16 protein-coding genes are annotated in these 20,290 nt (G+C 37.9%); 6 read left to right on the top strand and 10 right to left on the bottom strand.

Annotated elements, in window-relative coordinates:
- Positions 1–727 precede the first annotated feature (727 nt).
- Positions 728–880, top strand: a complete 153-nt coding sequence (locus NG743_RS04945; RefSeq protein ID WP_257121626.1) for a hypothetical protein — start codon at positions 728–730, stop codon at positions 878–880.
- Between the two features lie 834 nt (positions 881–1,714).
- On the opposite strand, the gene NG743_RS04940 is transcribed toward NG743_RS04945, so the two are convergent.
- The 3 genes from NG743_RS04940 to NG743_RS04930 form a co-directional block, all read right to left on the bottom strand.
- Entirely contained in the window at positions 1,715–2,104 is a 390-nt protein-coding gene (locus tag NG743_RS04940) for a HetP family heterocyst commitment protein (protein WP_257121625.1), read from the bottom strand.
- A gap of 525 nt (positions 2,105–2,629) precedes the next feature.
- Complete coding sequence (locus NG743_RS04935) at positions 2,630–2,833, bottom strand: hypothetical protein (RefSeq protein WP_152540518.1); 204 nt, start codon at positions 2,831–2,833, stop codon at positions 2,630–2,632.
- A gap of 1,679 nt (positions 2,834–4,512) precedes the next feature.
- Positions 4,513–6,912, bottom strand: a complete 2,400-nt coding sequence (locus NG743_RS04930; RefSeq protein ID WP_257121624.1) for a GH116 family glycosyl hydrolase — start codon at positions 6,910–6,912, stop codon at positions 4,513–4,515.
- A 570-nt stretch (positions 6,913–7,482) separates the two neighbouring features.
- Here NG743_RS04930 and NG743_RS04925 point away from each other — a divergent pair.
- A complete protein-coding gene (locus NG743_RS04925; protein WP_257121623.1) occupies positions 7,483–7,824 on the top strand; it encodes a hypothetical protein in 342 nt (113 codons plus the stop codon).
- Between the two features lie 14 nt (positions 7,825–7,838).
- Positions 7,839–8,261 (top strand): type II toxin-antitoxin system VapC family toxin, encoded by a 423-nt coding sequence (locus tag NG743_RS04920; RefSeq protein ID WP_257121622.1) that lies wholly within the window; start codon positions 7,839–7,841, stop codon positions 8,259–8,261.
- 623 nt (positions 8,262–8,884) lie between these two features.
- Here NG743_RS04920 and NG743_RS04915 read toward each other — a convergent pair.
- On the bottom strand, positions 8,885–9,229 hold the full coding sequence (locus NG743_RS04915) for an Imm30 family immunity protein (protein WP_257121621.1): 345 nt from the start codon (positions 9,227–9,229) through the stop codon (positions 8,885–8,887).
- 127 nt (positions 9,230–9,356) lie between these two features.
- On the opposite strand from NG743_RS04915, the gene NG743_RS04910 reads away from it, so the two are divergent.
- Complete coding sequence (locus NG743_RS04910; RefSeq protein WP_257121620.1) at positions 9,357–9,785, top strand: hypothetical protein; 429 nt, start codon at positions 9,357–9,359, stop codon at positions 9,783–9,785.
- The gene (locus NG743_RS04905; RefSeq protein ID WP_257121619.1) at positions 9,782–10,207 is read left to right on the top strand and encodes a type II toxin-antitoxin system VapC family toxin; all 426 of its coding nucleotides are present in this window, start codon (positions 9,782–9,784) and stop codon (positions 10,205–10,207) included. The genes NG743_RS04910 and NG743_RS04905 overlap by 4 nt, the downstream gene beginning before the upstream one ends.
- Positions 10,208–10,430: 223 nt before the next feature.
- Here the strand turns inward: NG743_RS04905 and NG743_RS04900 are convergent, their stop codons facing one another.
- The 4 genes from NG743_RS04900 to NG743_RS04885 form a co-directional block, all read right to left on the bottom strand.
- The gene (locus NG743_RS04900; RefSeq protein ID WP_257121618.1) at positions 10,431–10,736 is read right to left on the bottom strand and encodes a barstar family protein; all 306 of its coding nucleotides are present in this window, start codon (positions 10,734–10,736) and stop codon (positions 10,431–10,433) included.
- A gap of 111 nt (positions 10,737–10,847) precedes the next feature.
- A complete protein-coding gene (locus NG743_RS04895; RefSeq protein ID WP_257121617.1) occupies positions 10,848–14,303 on the bottom strand; it encodes a WD40 domain-containing protein in 3,456 nt (1,151 codons plus the stop codon).
- Between the two features lie 292 nt (positions 14,304–14,595).
- Positions 14,596–15,369, bottom strand: coding sequence for a PP2C family serine/threonine-protein phosphatase (locus tag NG743_RS04890; protein WP_257121616.1), 774 nt, complete (start codon positions 15,367–15,369; stop codon positions 14,596–14,598).
- Between the two features lie 153 nt (positions 15,370–15,522).
- A complete protein-coding gene (locus tag NG743_RS04885) occupies positions 15,523–16,179 on the bottom strand; it encodes a vWA domain-containing protein (RefSeq protein WP_027404614.1) in 657 nt (218 codons plus the stop codon).
- Between the two features lie 353 nt (positions 16,180–16,532).
- On the opposite strand from NG743_RS04885, the gene ggt reads away from it, so the two are divergent.
- A complete protein-coding gene (gene ggt / locus NG743_RS04880) occupies positions 16,533–18,260 on the top strand; it encodes a gamma-glutamyltransferase (protein WP_257121615.1) in 1,728 nt (575 codons plus the stop codon).
- 176 nt (positions 18,261–18,436) lie between these two features.
- Here the strand turns inward: ggt and NG743_RS04875 are convergent, their stop codons facing one another.
- A complete protein-coding gene (locus tag NG743_RS04875; RefSeq protein ID WP_257122121.1) occupies positions 18,437–19,645 on the bottom strand; it encodes a bifunctional sterol desaturase/short chain dehydrogenase in 1,209 nt (402 codons plus the stop codon).
- Between the two features lie 197 nt (positions 19,646–19,842).
- Complete coding sequence (gene ccmS / locus NG743_RS04870) at positions 19,843–20,268, bottom strand: beta-carboxysome assembly chaperone CcmS (protein WP_257121614.1); 426 nt, start codon at positions 20,266–20,268, stop codon at positions 19,843–19,845.
- Positions 20,269–20,290: the final 22 nt, after the last annotated feature.

The following is a 20,290-nucleotide window of genomic DNA, read 5'->3' as shown; positions in this document are numbered from 1 at the left end:
AATATCTATGTAACAGGCATAGCTGTTGTGTCCCCCCAATAAACAGCATTGTCTGGCAAAACACCCATAAACAAACTCCCAAGATTTAGCTTGCTAATGCCAAAAATCTACATAGGGAATGATATTACCCCTAATTGAGATGGGAGTCTATTGATAAACACTGGTATTTCAGTTAATTAATTTATGCAGTTATAACTAACTAACAATTACGTAACTTTTCAAAAATTGTAGCCTCACACTAAATAAACTTAAGCAGGATGTAATCTATCTCTTACACTATCCTAAAAATAGAAAACTCTCATCAGCAAACTTTCTTAAATATGAAATTGGTTGTCTGATAGCATGGCGTTAGTCATTTAGTTTAGATAAAAAAGTGACAAAGCTTTAGTTCTTATCTTTAAATTCTGCTACATCTTCTTCTAAAATTTATATAAAAAATAAAATCTTCATCTAAACTTCATGAAGACTTTATAGAAAATTCATATTAACTTAAAGTTGATAAAAATATATCGAGTAAGTAGATTGGCGTTGAAAATTGTCGTTATAGCAAGGCGAGAGGTAAGAGGAGGCAAGAGGCAAGAGTGAAGAGGGTTTGGGCGATTTTACTTTTCTTTACACCAATACCTTGTCCATTTTTTGTAGGTCAGGTTAAGCGACAGCGCAACCCGACGCATTTGTTGGGTTATGGCTATGGCTCCTACGTCGCCACGCAAGCTATCGCCACACTATGGCTAACACCCTCCCGTCAGGGATACGTGAACGTACCTCAATCCAACCTACAAATCAAGACTTTTTTCGATTTGGACAAGGTATCGTTACACAGATTGGTTTTATTGTGTTCACCTACTTAGTAGTCTGTCAAGAACTAATTGACGGGTAAATAAATTTTTCTTCTTCCTTCTTCCTTCGCGCTCTTTGCGCCCTAATGCCTACGGCACGCTCCGCGAACGTGGTTCATTTTTTCTTTATCCGTCAAAATTTATTTGACAGACTACTAGGATTAAGTTCTACTGAAATCAGTAGAGGCGCATTGATATCGGCATTAAGATTATTTATTTGGTTTTAAGAATCCCCGTCTCTTTAGAGAGCGGGGAGTGTCAACGTTATATCAATTGCCAATTGACATAACAGTAAAAATTTGTAAGTAAGAGCATGATTTGACCATAATCCTTCCCTTTCCTCACCTACCTTAATAACTAAAGTTAGCCAAACCTCAGTTACAGAAAATTTGGTAGTAGAAGTTATCTAGCCATATCAATTTTATTAGGGTAATCCACCACCCTAATTGAAAAGCATTCAGACTTCTTAGGAAAAAGAACCACCTTTAGTTATGGTTCATCAGTCTTAATGAAGAATTTATTTAATTAATCAGGAACTGAATGCCAAAACAATCAGACCCTATCTTTCATGTGGTGCAGACGCAAACAGTTTTTGGGAAAAATGCAATTAGTCTGCTCTTTCATGAGCAAACGCAAACAGTTTTTTGGGAAAACCGCAATTAGTCTGCTCTTTCATGGGCAAACGCAAACAGTTTTTGGGAAAAATGCAATTAGTCTGCCATGAATCTTTGTTTAGGTTGCTATTTCTAATCTATAGGATGTTATCAGTGTGTATTTGCCATTCTGGCAGATTTTTACAACAAGTCAGTAATTGCAGTTACTCACATTGCCGATCAACTGATCTGAGTAACAAGCAATTACGAGATTATCAGCAACTATGCCGACTTTTTTTCTCTACCGTTGGCGCGTGATTCAGCATGATGTTTTCCTCCCACTTCCATATAGGCTATATCTATATCCTTAATCTTACTTAAACAGTTAGATGCCAGATTACCTTCGGATCTTTTCTCTGTGGTGGAGTTAGCAATTTTTAGAGTTTCATTATTTTGGGGATGGGAGCGACTCATACGAGCATTTTCTTTGAGAATGCGGTTATAAGTCCGATAAGGGATATAGTGCATTGGATTATAGCCCACGAATCGTAACATTAAAACACAAGCCCAAGAATACTTCCCTGCTAAAATCGCTTCCACTACTTGGTCTAACTGTTCGGGATGGATTTTTGGTTCTAAGTTGTTACCACTGCCAGCAATATCTTGATTCATGATCTTAGTTATTTTTGAATTGAGTAAATAAATTAGTCCAGTTTCTGCAAATGCGATGGTCTTCAGCCAAATTGCGGTTGCGGGAATGACCAGAACCTATAAATAATCAATTGGTGGCAGATGTGGAAAATAGTAACAACTTGTTGCAAAAATACGGTAATTGCCAACATGGATACCTGGATAGAACGGATTTTAGAGAACTGCATCTCTAAAACCACCCGTTGAACTGAGCTAAAAAACGCATTTGACCTGATGATTTTTTTCATAACCTGACCTGTGATTGAAAACCTGATTGTTTTTAATCAAGCCTCTGTACTACTGTGCTTGCCGTGTATACCCTGATTTTCTAGGAAGTTTTACAGTTTTCAATTAGTAATATCTATAGCTCACAGAGATAATATGTATTAATTGCGTCTGGGCTTCAGATTTATACTTACTAATGAATCAAAGGTAAAAATTTACCAAATTTTCTGATTTCTACCGAGAGGAATTGAGTTCGACATAGCTTTTCGTAGATGCCGTTGTTTACTGTTGAAACTTCCAAGTGGAAATTTTTGGCTTCACCCTAGTTACTGCTGTATAACTTCTTACCATTGATTCTGCCGCCTTTGCTGTAAAAGCTGACAATTGCACCAGTGGAATCAGGAAAACCATTAATTTCTCAATTTCAAAAGCCACATTTTTATTTATACTATTTTTTGTCGCTAATGTCATCTGCCAAGGTGGCAAGATTTAAGTTAAATTTACTGAACTTATCTAGATATTTACTTATGTCTTGTGCAAGTTTGGGTTTTGTCCCCACTTGGCAAAAAATGAGGGGTGTTACCCCCCACTTTAATCTCAATGGCAGATGTTATCATTGTCATACAAGACAAAAACACCACTAACATGGTCTACCTAATCTCCTAGTATATAAATAGTTTTAATGAACGTATGTACCCAAATGAATTAAATTTTTATCAGAAAAACAAATGCTTAAATTTACACTTATTTCAACCAAATCTCTTACTGTGTAAGCATTTTATGGATTTACGTTTTTTACAAATGGATACAAGTATCAATTAATAAATAATTCAAAAATTAGTAAAATATTTTCTTGTTAATAATCTAATATTGCTAACTAATTAATTTTATCAAGATAGTTATTTCTGGATAAAGAAGATATCCAGCTAGATGTGGATAACAAAAACCGTGTCACCATGAACATTTAACTATTATCTTATTTGGTTACTCATAGCTATTTATTTATTAGGCATTATTGCCATCAACTGGAATTAGTAACCTGCTAATTATATGTATACAATTTATTGCTATAAGTAAGATTACAGAATGTTCATTCAGCTAATTTGGTAGGAATAGCTATGATTATTTATTGTCAATGGCTGCTGATTCTTTTGGGTAAAGCCGATACTTCGGTATTGAGTCAGGATTGAGTCCCTGTGGCTAAGTAATTCTTAATAAATTAAATCGGCTAAAATTTCCAGATGTGAACTGCTGCTATTCAGGGTTAAGCAGGAATTACCAACTCGGATTTTCTGGATAATTTTCTGGATAACTTTCCCAAGAATTTCTGATGTAATTGCTTGACAGATAAAAATGAGGAGGTTATAGTGTAACTCCCAAGCTGTTTAAGCTGTTAAACAACAGGTGTATTTTTTCAAGCGATAGCGTTCGCGGAGCGTCCCGGAGGAAACTACTGCTGCTGCAAGCAGTTCGCTCTGAATCAAAATCTTTGAATATTTGCGAACTAACTGGGAACTTATCGCCAATACTGCCAGTCATAGATACCAACAACCGCATTTGAACCTGACCAACCTGACTAAATAGCTTGATAAAGCTCCTGCTGTCCTTGCTTTATTCAACTATCCTGCAACTGCTGATATTTTTACACTCATCTGTCGTCAACTAGATTGGGGAATTCTTTAGGGTAGGTAATTTCAATCTTTTAATCTACCATAGCCCTAAATCAAGTAGGGAATTGGTGATTGTCTTTACTGTGTCTGGGAAAAAAGTTACTTGAAGTGATTACCGTTTTAACGTGCTATCATTGCCACAGCCTCTACCCAACGCAATTACTGATGTGATTTATTAGCTAACTACTAACTTCTCATTTTCCAGTGGCTTTGCGAGCGCCAGTCAACCCCATGATACTTGAGCAGAAAATTTATCTATGTTTGGTGAGAACGACTAATCTTATGTTCTGTGTGGGTTTAGAAGTTATCCTTGTGGCTAAATAAGGAAAAAAAGTGGATTTTAAGACATTTATTTTCAGATTTAAGTTCCTCAACTCTTAATCATTACTGATTTTTTCGCACAATTCCGGAAACAACGGGAAAATAAAATTGAATAACAAGAATAACAATATCCCCGACTTCTTAGAGAAGTCGGGGATATAAAGAAATTTTGATTTAAGGAATTAGCAAATAAATTCCCCAAATAGCCATAGCGCGGAGATAGGTACTAGCGCGGAAAGTGCCATTAGCGGTGATAGCTTCCGGGGTGCGGAATTGTAAGCCATTGTCGTAAATTTGCTTAACTACAGCCTCAGTTAACCGCATGGCTTCATTTTTCATGTCCATTTGCACCAAGAAGGCTGCTAGACCAAAATTGATGCCTGTCCAAACTTCCAAAGGATGGGTAGAATTGGGATTTTCTGGTAAACCATTGGGAAGAACACCGTTAGCAGCGCCAAATTTACCATTTTGGAACTTGAGAAAACAGGCATCATATACTTTTGTTAAGGAGGATAAAGCGCGATCGCTGGGGACAATATCTGGTAAACTCAATAAACGAGCGTAGAATTGCCCACACAATTGGTCAGCCATAACTACATCAGAACCACTTTCACTATCCAACCGGTAATACTCACCATTCCAAAGCTTCTCCTGATAAATTGGTTTTGATTGATTTAACCAACCTTGATAAATAGACCCTTGTACCTCTACCTCTGTGTCCTCTGCGCCTCTGTGGTTCGTTAAAATCTTAGAAATAGCAATAGCAGCTTCCAAAGCAGCTAACCACAAACCACCACAATAAGCGCTGACACCTTGCAAGCGCCAATCATCGAAAGTTTGGTCAGGTGCGCCAGAATTTTCTGGTATACTGTCGCCGTCGAGATCAAAAGTTTTCACATAATCGAGAGTTTGGACAATAGCATCCCAACAATCTGCTAAAAACTGGGTATCATTTGCACCGGTAAACAGAAAATCTCGATATACCTGCAAAACAAAGTCACAACCTAAATCTTTCCAGAGGTTGCAGTCTTGATAACTAGTATAATTAGTTTTTTCCCAAACGTGTTCATTGGGTGCGCCTAAATCGTGGGGTGTTGCACCGGCAATTTTCCGAACTGCGTTAGGACTTTCCGATTTGATAGTCAGATAATAACCGATAATTCTAGTTTTGTCATCGCTTTGGGGAATTGCTCTAGCAAAGGCGCGAATTACGGACTTTTCCAATTCTGGGAATAACATCAATAATCCAAAAGAACCGTATAACCGCACATCGAGACTTTCGTACCAACGGTAATCTAAACATTCTAACACGGCAAATTGACCAACGGGATCAATTTCCGAGGCGGCACTCCAGAGAGTTCCCCCGCTGGTTAAATCGTAGAGTTCGTTGAATAAAGCCATTTTGAACCAGTCAGGTAAGTCTGATTTTTCTAAAATGGGGTTTTGCCAATTTTCGATGAGCGATCGCCAATTCTGATATTCTTTAAGAGCAGTAGTGGCAATCTGCCAAGCATTCTCACCATTACAACCAAAAAAGTCTGTATATCTGCGGTAATAGTTCACCCCCGCTGCAAATTCCGTAACGGGGAAATCCCAACTTAATACAAAAGGAACGTCCAAACTTTCCCCAGGTTGCAAAGTAAAACGCACCGCAATTGCTGCACCTAAACGAGTATTTTCATCTGCGGGAGTTTCATCTAGATAATTAGGTAAAGAACCATTTGCAGAGAAACTTTGCCAAATATCTTCACCATTACCCACAGGATTAAATCGGGAATGATGAAATATTTCCACTTGGGGATTTTTAGTAGTCGCAATACACCAAGTTCCATCTCCTTCTTGAACAGTTCGACTATTAGAAACTTGACCTAAAACGCAACCAAAATATTGATGATCTTCTGCTAAACAATTATAATTTCCTTGACTTTCTCCCCAACGTGGTAGATATTCATAAACTGGACTACCATCATCTCTAACTCTAACTTCGGGAGATTTCAAAGTATTGGTAAACCAACCCACCATATTTTCCCAAGTTAGCATAATGCTAATAGTAATTGGTGCATTTGTAGGGTTGTGCGCTTTCCACAAAAAAACCGCAACCGGATAACTTGCTTCTTGATAATTATCTGCCCAAATTGGCGAAAATTGCTCACAAGTTAATTGAGTTTTCAAAACATTTTCATAAACAAACCAACTGCGGGGATAAAGTGCATGATATGTACCTGACCCCAATCCGTCCAGAGAGAGGGGAGACTGTGGATACCATTGCCAAGATTGCAGTGTATGATCTTCTGGGGGTTGGGTAGATAATGCGTAAGCTTGTCCCGATTCAAAAATACTAAATTGACAAGCGGGAACGGTTTTGAAAGTATGTTCTCCCCCGTCAATGTGCCACAGGTTAAAGTCTCCCCGTGAAGAACGTCCTATACACCCTGCACCAAAGCCACCAAGAGGCATTCCGTGCCAGGGACCATCATCTATATTACTGGGATAACGGACGGTGTAGGGTTTCTCCCAGCCTAAGCCAATGGGACGTTTCCAGGTACAGGGGGGTATTTGGGGGTGGTTTGTCATGGTTTGAGTTTCACGGGTTGACGCTATGAAGACTAGCGCGATGTGTGATTTTTCTCAAGTCAATCATGAAAATATTTTTATTTCGCTGAAAATTTCCTAATGTTACTAGGAGGTTAGGAAATAAGTAAATTGTCTGATAACATAGCGTGGCGCAAGCTATATTAGGGTATCCACCGATTAGAGGATTAACAGGATGTTTTTTAGGAAATATAGGTTTTTGTGAATGATAGAAAATATATTTTCCTCTGAATCATAATCTATAATCATTAACTATTCACAGAAAATCTATAAATAACAATCCTGTACATCCTAAAATCCTGGTTATCCTGATTCTGACAACCACCACAAACAATCTCCAAATAAGAAGCCAGGGAATTAATTCCCTGTCTAAAAGCTCAAGTCGGTTTAAACCGACTATTGGGAATGATGGAATATTACATTTATTTTCATCAGGTAAAAAGGGCGATCGCTAATAAAATTCTATAAATCTTAACATCATCTAGACGATAATTTTAACTATTTTCAAGTATTATGTTATAATCAATTCAGAGTTAGAAGAGTAAAAATATCATGATTTTAGCTATTAAAAATGCTCTTTCCACAATTGCACCTAAGTTAACTTATGATGTGTTGATTGAAAATCAAGCAGATGGTACTGTGAAAGCGACATTATTAAGTTTACCAGAATGTCAAGGTTTAGGGAATACAGAAACGGAAGCAATAGAAGAATTAGATAAGATTTTACAAGTTCGTTTAGGAAATGCTAAGATTGTCACTTTAGAAATTAAATCTCCTCAAATTGAAAATCCTTGGATGAAAATAGCAGGTAAGTATAAAGATGATCCACACTTTGATCAAATGTTGGAATATATAGAAGAATATCGTCGTGAATTAGATGCAAATAATGAATAAAGATAAGTAAAGCAGTGAATAATTTAAGAATACTAGACACTGATCATCTATCATTATTGCAAAGAGGAAATACATTGATCAGACAAAGATTAAATATGTTTAATCCTCAAGATATTGCCATAACTATTGTTACAGTTAGTGAACAAATAAGAGGACGGATGAATATTATTAGTAGGGCTGATTCATCAAGTGAATTAGTATTAGCTTATGCTAGGTTAGAGGATACATTAGAAGATATTAATAGTCTGAATGTCCTGCAATTTAGCGAAGCTGCTGGCAATATTTACAGTGAATTAAAGACAAAAATCCGCGTTGGTACTCAAGATTTACGCATTGCTGCAATTACATTATCAGTCAATGGGATTTTAGTAACTCGTAATTGGAAAGATTTTGAAAAAGTGCCTAATTTGCGTTTGGAAGATTGGAGTATATCTTAATTTATATAAGTATTAAAATGTCAGAATCAGGATTTACAGGATGTTATTTTGTCTGAATCAGGATATCCAGGATGAGAGGATTTACAGGATGTTTTTTATGAAATAAAGGTTTTTATGCAGGATCAAGAATATGCTTTTATCTGAATCAGAATTTATCATCATTAAATATTCACAGAAAATCTACAAATAACAATCCTGTACATCCTTAAATCCTGGTTATCCTGATTCAGACAACCACAACCAACAATCTCCAAATAAGAAGCCAGGGAATTAATTCCCTGTCTAAAAGCTCAAGTCGGTTTAAACCGACTATTGGGAATGATGGAATATTACATTTATCTTCATTAGGTAAAAAGTCAATCAAATCCTGTACATCCTTAAATCCTGGTAATCCTGATTCTGACAATCACGTTAATACACTTTCTTTAATTTCCAATTTATTGATAATACTTTCTTCCAAGAGATGATAGAGAAAATGAGGAGTGTTTAAATTAGCTGAATGTAATAAGTAGTGAGACAGAATTAATTACACAATGTCATTGCAAATGGAACGAAGTGAAATGAAGCAATCGCAAGGGTTGTGATTGCTTCCCTTCGCTCGCAATGACTGTAAATATTTTTGTTCAATTACTTAGATTTTGATAAACTCGACACGCTGATACATCATTTAAAATCCGGCTGTGAATAATTCTTGTCCATTCAGGTGCTGTTACCATTAATTGTGGAACGACTTCAATAAATGCTGTAATTTGTTTTTCCATATCAAAAGATTCCAGAAAATGAATTAAGCTAAACATCACTTCTGGCTGTTGACATTGATCATCTAAAATTAGATGATAGGCAGATAATTTATTTTCATCAGGATTTTCAGCTATTTCAGCTAAAGCATTTTCAAAATTTGTAACTTGTTCTTCTGTTTGCATTAAGCGATTTTCTTGCAAGGTTGCCAATAAATTATTTTGATTCATTGTTTTGTCCATAAAATTGGCGATCGCTAATAAAATTCTATAAATCTTAAAATCATGCAGATGATAATTTTAACTATTTTTAAGTATTATGTTATAATCATTTTAGAGTTAGAAGAGTAAAAATATCATGATTTTAGCTGTTAAAAATGCTCTTTCCACAATTGCACCCAAGTTAACTTATGATGTGTTGATTGAAAATCAAGCAGATGGTACGGTTAAAGCTACACTGTTAAGTTTACCAGAATGTCAAGGTTTAGGTGCGAATAAAGAAGAAGCTTTAAATAATCTGATTCAACTTTTTCAAGCCCGAAAACCAGAAATAGTAACTTTAGAAATTGAACCAGATAAAACAGAACATCCCTGGCTGAAATTTGCAGGGATGCACAAGGATAATCCTCTTTTTACTGAATCACTAGAAGATATAGAAAATGAAGGTAATGCTTGGGATGTGCTAGAGGCATTAACAGGAACTATTGAAGCACCAAGTGATTGGTCAAGTCAACATGATCACTATTTATATGGTAATCCTAAACATGACAATGAGATCAGAGAATGAATCAGGAAAGACTATTTTTAGATACGGTATTTATTCAGGCTCTATTAAACAAGAATGATCAATACCATACTCAAGCAAAAGCATTATTACCAAGGGTGAAAAATGCCGTTGAAGTATGGATAACAGAAGCAGTTTTAATAGAAGTTGGTAATGCTTTAAGTGCAGTGAACCGCACAGCATCAGTTCAGTTTATTAATCAGTGTTATCAAACAGATAATATCAAAGTTGTCAGTGTAGATACACCGCTTCTTATGGGTGCGCTGGAACTTTATCACAGTCGTCAAGATAAAAATTGGGGTTTAACAGATTGTATCTCATTTATTGTGATGCAAGAACAGGGTTTAATTTATGCTGTAACGGCTGATATTCATTTTGTTCAAGCTGGTTTTGTGGCTTTATTAAGCAAGTCGGGGAATAAGTAAATTGTCTGAATCAGGATATCCAGGATTAGAGGATTAACAGGATGTTTTTTACCACTTATGGTTTTTGTCCGAGAGAGAATATATGTTTATTATTCAATAAATATCATCATTAAATATTCACAGAAAATCTATAAATAACAATCCTGTACATCCTTAAATCCTGGTTATCCTGATTCTGACAACCACAACCAACAATCTCCAAATAGTGAAAATGTAATTTTACCTATTTGTTAATAACTAAAAACTTGAGAGGAATCTTATTAGCTTCCCAGTATTCTTTGGCTAAATTTAAAATATCCAATGCTATTTGGTACTGTGTCGGTTCAGCTTGAGCAAAGATATCAGCATGATCATATAATATGACATATCTTTGAGCCGGACACCATGTTAAATCGGTGATACATTCATCAAAAGCATCCCAGTTATTGCCGAAGTATGTAGGAAATTCCATTGCTTCAGCAGCTTGTTTTAAAAATGTTTGTTTGCTATTTATTTTTTTACCATCAAGATAAAAAACTTTATGATTCATAGATTTATGGTGAGGAAATAGGTTAGTAAAATTGTCAGAATCAGGATGTCCAGGATTAAAGGATTTACAGGATGATAAAATAGACGATTGCTAACAAAATCCTATTAATGACTACTTTAACCGCCAAATCTTGATAGTGTCGTCACTACTCCCACTAGCCAAGGTTTGACCATCGGGGCTGTATGCTATTGACTCAACAAACCAAAAATGACCTTCAAGGGTTTGCAGTAGCTTTCCTGTGGTTTGCAGTAGCTTTCCTGTTTTTACATTCCACAGTTTGATAGTATTGTCAATACTCCCACTAGCCAGAGTTTGACCATCGGGGCTGTATGCTACTGAAGTAACCGAGCTAGAATTACCTTTAGCCAGGGTTTGACCATCGGGGCTGTATGCTACTGAAGTAACCGAGCTAGAATTACCTTTGAGGGTTTGCAGTAGCTTCCCCGTTTTTATATTCCACAGTTTGATAGTGTCGTCATAACTACCACTAGCCAGGGTTTGACCATCGGGGCTGTATGCTACTGAACTAACCGAGCTAGAATGACCTTTGAGGGTTTGCAGTAGCCCTCCCGTTTTTACATTCCACAGTTTGATAGTGTCGTCATAACTACCACTAGCCAGGGTTTGACCATCGGGGCTGTATGCTACTGACCAAACCCAGTTAGAATGACCTTTGAGGGTTTGCAGTAGCCCTCCCGTTTTTACATTCCACAGTTTGATGGTGTTGTCAATACTCCCACTAGCCAGGGTTTGACCATCGGGGCTGTATGCTACTGACCTAACCGAGTCAGAATGACCTTTGAGGGTTTGCAGTAGCCCTCCCGTTTTTACATTCCACAGTTTGATGGTGTTGTCAATACTCCCACTAGCCAGGGTTTGACCATCGGCGCTGTATGCTACTGACCTAACCGAGTCAGAATGACCTTCAAGGGTTTGCAGTAGCTTTCCCGTGTTTACATCCCACAGTTTGATAGTCTTGTCATTACCTCCACCACTAGCCAGGGTTTGACCATTGGGACTGTATGCTACTGAACTAACCGAGTCAGAATGACCTTCAAGGGTTTTTTCTAAAGAGATACTACTAGGTAAATTTGCAATTATAGATATGGGATTGACTGGAAACACGCGATAACGTGCATAGCCATAGATTTGAGTTCCCATTAATCCCAGTATGGCGGCAGTTCTTAGTAATGGAAATAGAAACTCCGGGTCGATATTCTTTGCAAAAGACTTTATTTGAAGCGTTTGAGTGATGACAGTTTGAATTAGACGTTTATAAACTGGTGTTTGAGAGACTTGATGAGATAGATTTCCAGACTGATTAGTTGGCGAAACTTGAGATTGATTTTGCTGAACTAAAGATGAAGTATTTGTAGTAGATGTTGCTGTTACTTGGGTGATGACAGGTTGACTCGGAGGTTTAGAAATTGGTGGTGGCGAAACCTGAGATTGAGGTTGCTGAACTGAAGATGAAGTATTTGTAGTAGATGTTACTGTTACTTGGGTGATGACAGGTTGACTCGGAGGTTTAGAAATTGGTGGTGGCGAAACCTGAGATTGAGTTTGCTGGACTGAATATGGAGTAGCGATAGATGCTGCAACCTGCCAAATCTTGATAGTCTTGTCATCACTCCCACTAGCCAAGGTTTGACCGTCGGGATTATATGCTACTGAAATAACCGAGTTAGAATGACCAGTGAGGGTTTGCAGTAGGTTTCCCGTCTTCACATTCCACAGTTTGATAGTCTTATCCCCACTCCCACTAGCGAGAGTTTGACCATCGGTGCTGTATGCTAATGACCTAACCCAGTTAGAATGACCAGTGAGAGTTTGCAGCAGCTTTCCCGTTTTCACATTCCACAGTTTGATAGTGTTGTCATCACTCCCACTAGCAAGAGTTTGACCATCGGGGCTGTATGCTACTGACCTAACCCAGCTAGAATGACCAGTGAGGGTTTGCAGTAGGTTTCCCGTTTTTACATTCCACAGTTTGATAGTTCTGTCACTACTCCCACTAGCCAGGGTTTGACCGTTAGGTCTGTATGCTACTGAAATAACCGAGTTAGAATGACCAGTAAGGGTTTGCAGTAGGTTTCCCGTCTTCACATTCCACAGTTTGATAGTGTTGTCACTACTCCCACTAGCCAGAATTTGACCATTGCGGCTGTATGCTACTGACCAAACCTGGTTAGAATGACCAGTGAGGGTTTGCAGCAGGTTTCCCGTCTTCACATTCCACAGTTTGATAGTGTTGTCACCACCTGCACTGGCGAGGATTTGACCGTCGGGGTTATATGCTAATGAATTAACCCAGGCAGAATGACCAGTGAGGGTTTGCAGTAGGTTTCCCGTCTTCACATTCCACAGTTTGATAGTCTTGTCATCACTCCCACTAGCCAGGGTTTGACCATCGGGGCTGTATGCTACTGAAATAACCGAGTAAGAATGACCAGTGAGGGTTTGCAGTACCTTTCCTATGAACTCATTGTCAATAATTTGCACCTGTGATGTTGATTCAATAACAACAGATGAATTTGCTTTCACAACACCAGGAAAAATATCAACACCAAGATTTGTAGAGCGATCGCACCAATAACAATTACCAAAAGTTCTACTATAATAATGACTATCTACCCTGCCACAAATAGTTAAATTATCATTCCCTGTTCTTAAAGCCTCCAACCACTCCCTAGCTGTGGGGCGTAAATTGGGATTTTTATGACCATCATTAAAGCATTTGAGAAAACATTCCCGAATTGCTGGATGAACAATTATCATGGGAATTGTTCTCGCTACAGGTTCAATCAAACTATTTGGTGAATACAGCCATAAACCCCGACGAATAATTTCATCAGGTTCTGGAGGTTCCCCCGCACCTGTCCATTTTCCCTGAAAATGATTATTACCACCAAATAATAATTGATAGATAATTACCCCTAACCGGAATCTATCATGTATTTCCGTTTGTTCAATAATATCAAAATCTTTTCCCATTAATTCCGGTGGTGTATAACCTGGTGAACCAACTAAACAACGATAAACCTTACCATTTTTCGGATTTTTTACCTGAAAAGAATCTGTATCAATAATTGAAGGTAAAGCCCGATTATTAACTAAAATATTTTGTGGTTTAATATCTCCCAATACATAACCAGCAGCGTGCAGTGCTTCAATAATTGAGACAATATTCAGCGCCGTTGTGTGCAGAAACCGCCAATCAATCTCAAGTTTCAAAGCTTTGCGACGACGGGGATTATAAACATCAAGAAGTTCTTTTCCATCCTTAATTTCTGGCATCAAAAAGCCCACACAATCACCCTGAGCATTTTTCAACGCCGACTTAGGCCAAGCAAAAGAAACATGATGAAGATGGGAATTTGGTTCTGTGGGTGGATTTGCTATCATTACCGCTAACTTCCGCACCCGTTCAGGTGTTGGAGAATGGTAAATTTTCGCTAAATAACCATTTTGATTAGTTCGCCAAACTTTCGCTTCACCACTATTAGCAATCTCTTCACCCAACAGAGTAATTGATTTTCCCGTACTGGCACAGGTAAGAACTGTCATATAATTTTAATTAGATAGGTTAAATTAAATATCAAATGGTATTTGAAAAGTTGCAAAATCAATTTTTAACCCCTCTCCAAACCTCTCCCCTTGCAGGGGAGAGGCTTTAAAATGCCCTGTATGAAAACTCATTTTCTCTTGTTCCCTCTCCTCTTAGGAGAGGGTTAGGGAGAGGTTCTTGAAAAATACCCATACAAGGACAGAGGCTTTAAAACCCCTGCATGAAAACTAATTTTTTCATGTCCCCTCTCCTCGTAGGAGAGGGTTAGGGAGAGGTTTTCAGAGTGATAGGTTAATTTTCAAAACAACACAAAAGCAAAGTTTTATCATCATCAGTACGAGAATTTAACCTTTCAGAATTGAGAAAATCCATAATATAATTATCATCATTTCCTCCTGGTTTATCTGTTTCTCGCAAATATTCCTCCAAAGGTTTAAAAAATGGCGCATGAGGTTTCCAACCACTCAAACGAATTGCCACTTTTTCTAATCCATCAGTAGAAGCACAAATAAACTCTTGTTTTCCTGAAATTACCTGTACCTGCATTTCCTCCAGCGCATTAGCTGAAGTTACAAAAGTTGTCTCGTTGAAAAATTCCCCCTTATCTGGTTCAAACAATAATTTATATTCTGCATCTTGGGAACGCACCACCATAAATCCATCCCCAATTTGCATAGCTGCAACCCATTCAGGAGTCGCTATAAAAACTAAAAGAGTACAAGCTAAATCATGAACAGAATAATCATTATTATCTGCTTTTTTGTTTAATGCAGTAATAACATCCTTGACAAACTTAGTAAAAACTTCCTTAGCTTCCATTTCCGAAAGTGGTTGAGTAAAACCTTGTTTATCGGGAAGTTCATTAATATCAGCAAAGCATTTAATTACAGTTTCTACCGCCAATTCAGCACCAAAATGAGAATATTTAGCACTTCCAGCACCATCAGCAACTGCGCCCACAATCACATCCTTAAAAATGCGACAATTTCCGCAGTCTTGACAACGTATTTTTTGCTCTTGATGACTCGTTCCCACAGCAGAACGCGCTATAGCTTTCCAACCCACAATAAATAAATCCTCAAAATCTAATCTTTCTCCAAAAACCCTCCTCTATCTCCCCCTACCTACAAAGGAATGGGGGTTTCAAAGCCTCTCCCCGTTGCGGGGAGAGGTTTGGAGAGGGGTTAATTAAAGTATTGAAAACATTTCAGACACCCTCTAAGTAGTAATTTGCCCCCATCCCACCGGCGGTAATGCTACAGCTTCCCCTACTTTGCCACTAGAAACCCGTTTCATGGAAGTGGAAAGCCAAACAAATAAAGAACGAAAATCTAAGCCATTCAGGGTCACTGGAGGACGTTCTGGAGGGGCAATTTGTCTGAGTTTATTCATATCTGCACCCTGAACACCAACAGTAAAAAACAACATTCGGCGCTGTGCTTCTTCTTCACTCACCCTTTGCGCTGCACCTTGCCAATAATCTGTAGGCGCACCATCGGTAATTAAAAACACCCAAGGACGATAATAATGGACACCGTTATCTTTATAAGTCTGTTTGCGGGTTTCTAATAAATCCAAAGCGTATTCAATGGCTTCACCCATTGGTGTGACACCTTCTGTTTCTAGCTTGGGCGGTGTAAAATGGTCTATAGTGACAAAATCTTGCGTCAGTTTCACCGGTCCAAAGGTGACAATAGCCACTTCTACACTTAAAGAGGCTTGAGCATCTTTCATCACATCTTCCTTGAAAGCCGCCAAACCTCTATTTAACTCCTGGATAGGTTCTCCTGACATTGAGCCGGAAGTATCTAGCAAGAGAATTACCGGACAACGATTTTCTGGGTTTTCCACAAATTCAGGCAACCCTACTGGCATTTTTGATACTCCTGGTTAATCAAGGTGAGATGCAAAATGTATAAACTAGATGTTACTTGTTACTACATAGCTTAACATGGATGTTTGTACGGAATCAATACCCATAATGTCTAAATATTTAGTTTCATATTTATTTTTTCCCAATATCATGGATAACGTTGCTAATAGCATTTTCACAAATCATCAGTCATCTTATTTGATACGAACCACAGAGGCGCAGAGGACGCAGAGGTGGAGAGAAAGGAGATAAATATAGAACGCAATTTACCATAACATACTAGATATAGCCCGGCATCCTGTGGTATGATGAATTGGGTATTTTATGATTATTTTAACTGAAAATACAATTAAAAATGCCCATAATCACTAAAATCCAACGTCTCATTTTCTCTTTTATCTCCCTTGGTGCTGTCCTCACTTGCCAAGCTGTATCAGCTACTGTCACCGTACCCCTCCACACTAAAAAAGGGATGGTTGTTTCCGCCAATCCCTTAGCCAGTGAAGCCGGACTTTTAATGTTAAAAAAAGGCGGAAATGCGGTAGATGCAGCAGTAGCTACAACCTTCGCTATTTCGGTTGTTGAACCTTTTTCTGCTGGGATTGGTGGCGGTGGTTTCTTACTATTACATTCTGCAAAAACAGGGGAAATTAAAGCTTTAGATTTTCGAGAACGCGCACCGATAAAAGCTACTAAAAATATGTATTTAGATGCTAATGGAAAAGTGCGCCCTGGTGCGAGTATTACTGGTTATTTAGCAGTAGCAACTCCCGGAACTGTAGCGGGAATGTATGAAGTCCATCGTCGTTATGGTAAGTTACCTTGGCAAGAAGTTGTTAAACCAGGAATTGCACTTGCTAAAAATGGTTTTATGATTAGTAATAGAGTTTCCTGGCGTTCTTTTCCAGCTTACGAAATCCGTAAACAAGCAATACTAAATAACCCAGCCGCTAAGGAAATATTTACTCGCAATGGTGAATATTATCAACCAGGAGAAAAGCTCATACAGCGAGATTTAGGTAAAACTTTAGAAGCGATTGCTGAGAATCCCCAAAGTTTTTACACTGGGAAAACTGCCGAAATCCTTGCCGCAGATATGGCAAAAAATGGCGGTTTAATTACTCTCGAAGATTTAAAAGCTTACAAACCAATTTGGCGAACTCCTGTATGTGGAAACTTTCGCAAGGCTAAAATCTGTTCTATGCCACCACCATCATCAGGAGGGGTTCATTTATTGGAGATTTTAAATATTATCGGTGATACAGATTTACAATCATTAGGATGGCATCATCCCGACGCTATACATTTAATGATAGCAGCAATGAAAATTGCTTATAGCGATCGCGCAAAATATTTAGGTGATCCTGATTTTGTGAAAGTCCCCGTTTCTGAATTAATTAGTCCAGCTTATGCTCAAAAACGCCGCCAAGAAATTAACATGAATATGGCGACACCATCAACAGAAATAAAACCTGGACTCAAAACTTCAAAATTTCATGAATCAACAGAAACGAGTCATTTAAATGTAGTTGACGTAGACAGAAACGCTGTTAGTTTAACTTTTACAATTAATCTCGGCTTTGGTGCGGGGATTGTCACACCGGGAACAGGAATAGCTTTAAATAATGAAATGGATGATTTTTCTGCTGCACCAGGAGTACCAAATGCTTTTGGATTAGTGGGGAATGAAGCTAACAGTGTTGCTCCCAGAAAAACGCCTCTTTCTAGCATGACACCCACCATTGTTACTGAAAATAATCGCTTGCTGATTGCTGTTGGTGCGCCTGGTGGTAGTACGATTATTACTCAAGTATTGCAAATTATTGTGAATGTTTTAGAATATAAAATGGATGTGGGTGCAGCGGTTTTTACCCCACGGATACATCACCAGTGGCTACCTGATGAATTGCGAGTAGAAGCATGGGGTTTAGATGCTTTAACTTTGGCAGATTTACGCCGTCGGGGACACACAATTAAGGAAACTATACCTTGGGGTAATGGAAATGCCATAACAGTTAAAGAAGATGGTACTCTGGAAGGAGCAGCAGATCCTCGTGGTGATGGTTCTCCTAGAGGGTATTAAGGAAGAAGAAGCCAGAAGCAGCCAGAAGAAGAAGCCAGGGAATAAATTCCCTGTCTAAAAGCTAAAGTCGGTTTTAACCGACTATTGGAAATGACGAAATATTACATTTATCTTCATCAGGTAAAAAATCAATAAAATCCTGTACATCCTTAAATCCTGGACATCCTGATTCTGACTTATTTACTAAAAATCTGATAGTACAACCAGGTACTAAATTCTTTGATGGGAAATAGGATATAAGTCAAAGGATTTACTGTGACAATAATATTTCTGAAATCCCGTTTGGCAAAAAATACAATTCCCTTGGCAACCTGATTTGCTGACATGACACCATAGGGATTTAATTGACTTTTGAATGGTCCTAAAATTAATTTGCGAATGACACAAGTTTGATCTAATCTTTTGAGGGTGACAATATCCCCTAATGCTCTTTTGCTGAGTTCATACAAGGGACTTAATGCTGGGGAAACTTCCGCTTCTGAAGTATTTACCCAAATTTCTTTGCTGGCTTTGTCTTGGGGTCCTGTGACAGTTGCAGAAAAGACATCTATCAGTTCCAACGCGGAAAAAGTGTTAACTTGATAGGAATTGTGAATGGCACTAGAAGTTCTATCTCCATACACATTTACGCCATGATTGATAATGAGAATGTCAACTTTATTTAAACTTTCTTTTAGTTGAATTTCATTACCTAATTCCCATTTTACAATTTTGACCCGCTCTTGAATTGCGATTTTTTCAGGATTGGTTGTTAATGCCACAACTTTGGCATTATGCTTTAATAGTTCTGCTGCTAATGCTTGTCCTAATGCACCAGAAGCACCTGTTAATGCTACGGTTTTACCTTTGAGAGAAAGTCCTGTTCCTAGTATTTTATCCACTAGGGGAAATACACCACTATAGTAAGCATTAACATCATCAAAATGATGCCGCCAATGATAGGTTCTATTTACCCACCAAACGGAAGGAATTTTGTCTAATGCTCCGGGTAAATGATTGTAGTCTGTGTCTATTGTTCCTTGGAAATATCGGAGTGATGCACCGTATAAAAAAGTAACAGCATAAGCGACTCCTAACCATAATCCCCATTGATGCGCTAGTAAGGCAATTATTGTTAAGATGATTACTAGGATGACTGATTCGACGATATCGTGATACAACTGGGAATCTACGTAGGCTTTTTGCGAAGTTAAAGTTAAATCTCGACGGTACACAGCATGATGTTTATTGTGCCATTTTGCTAACCATGTTATTTGGTGGCACAAAGCATGATAAGCATCTCTGACAACTTCCGCCAGTAAGAGGGAGGAAAATCCCCAGGTTGTGAACTGGATACAGTTGTTTACTAAAACCGAGTCAATAGTTAAGCTTTGAGCCAAAATCATCATCTTTCTGGTGATACCTCTTTTTCTTAATTAAACCAAGTTATTAGTACGTTTGTGTATTTTTCCGTAAGTATTCAGTTATAGCACTCCTGTATACCCAGATCCCCGAGTTCTGACATTAATTTATAATTTGCGGACACAACAAATAAAAGAAGTCGGGGATCTTAGATTTTTCCTGATCTATATCAATGGTTATATCAATCCCTAATTTGCTCAACTAATCGCTGTTCTAGTAAATCTAACAATTCATCTACATTTTTTCCCATTTCCTGAAAACAAGTTTCTGGTGATGATTTAGGTGCAAATTGAATTAACTTAATTTCTCCTTTCCCAATGCCAATCATAACTACTTCTGTTTCAGGTTTGTTATTATCAATAATTCCTAAAATTTCTTGGAGACGATTTTCAACTCGTTCATTTAATTTTTCTATTTCGGTTTGGGGACAATAGACAAAATGGGGAGTTGGTTGTAAATCAATCCCAATAGTTCCCTGACTATTACCATTTTCTAACCACAATCCCCAAAAAAGTGCGGCTAGTTCTGGTTGATTGTTTTTGACAAATCTGTCTAACTGTCCTCGCCATTTATTCTCTGCTGTTTCGGGTTGGGGAATACTAAACATGATGATTAATTGGTAATTTTAT

Source organism: Dolichospermum heterosporum TAC447 (assembly GCF_024584745.1).
In the GTDB taxonomy this organism is placed as follows: Bacteria; Cyanobacteriota; Cyanobacteriia; order Cyanobacteriales; family Nostocaceae; genus Dolichospermum; species Dolichospermum heterosporum.
This window is presented reverse-complemented; position numbering and strand designations above follow the sequence as displayed.